This window comes from Streptacidiphilus pinicola (assembly GCF_003258295.1).
Taxonomy (GTDB): Bacteria; Actinomycetota; Actinomycetes; order Streptomycetales; family Streptomycetaceae; genus Streptacidiphilus; species Streptacidiphilus pinicola.
Genome location: NZ_QKYN01000019.1, coordinates 5107 through 5471 on the forward strand (window position 1 = coordinate 5107; position 365 = coordinate 5471).

1 protein-coding gene is annotated in these 365 nt (G+C 78.9%); it reads right to left on the reverse strand.

Annotation, left to right across the window (positions count from 1 at the left end; all coding sequences use genetic code 11):
• A partial coding sequence (locus DN069_RS42320; RefSeq protein WP_165845363.1) for a hypothetical protein occupies positions 1-351 on the reverse strand: 351 nt, incomplete at its 3' end.
• Between the last annotated feature and the right edge of the window lie 14 nt (positions 352-365).

Below are 365 nucleotides of genomic sequence, written 5' to 3' on the forward strand. Positions count from 1 at the left end.
GGCGCCGGGGCCGTGCCCCCACTCCCGCCCGCCGGCCCGCACACCGGGCGACACCGTCGGCGCCGCGTCCTGACGCGGCACCGACCGCCACCACAGAATCCCGAGCCCCCGCGCGGAATCTCCCGCGATCGGACTCCGCGGCCCGGAAGCCACCGCGGCCGACTGCACCGGCGGCACCTGCGCGCAGAGCCGCTCGGCGATCCGCAGGCAGGCGAGATCCAGCCGCGCCCCGAGCAACTCCGCCCGACCCACCGTCCGCGCCCGCGGCAGCACCAGCTCCGGCTGCGCGCCACGGAGCTCGGCCAGCACCCGCAACGCGACGGGATCCCCCGCCACCACCAACGCGACCACCGCCGGCTCCACCC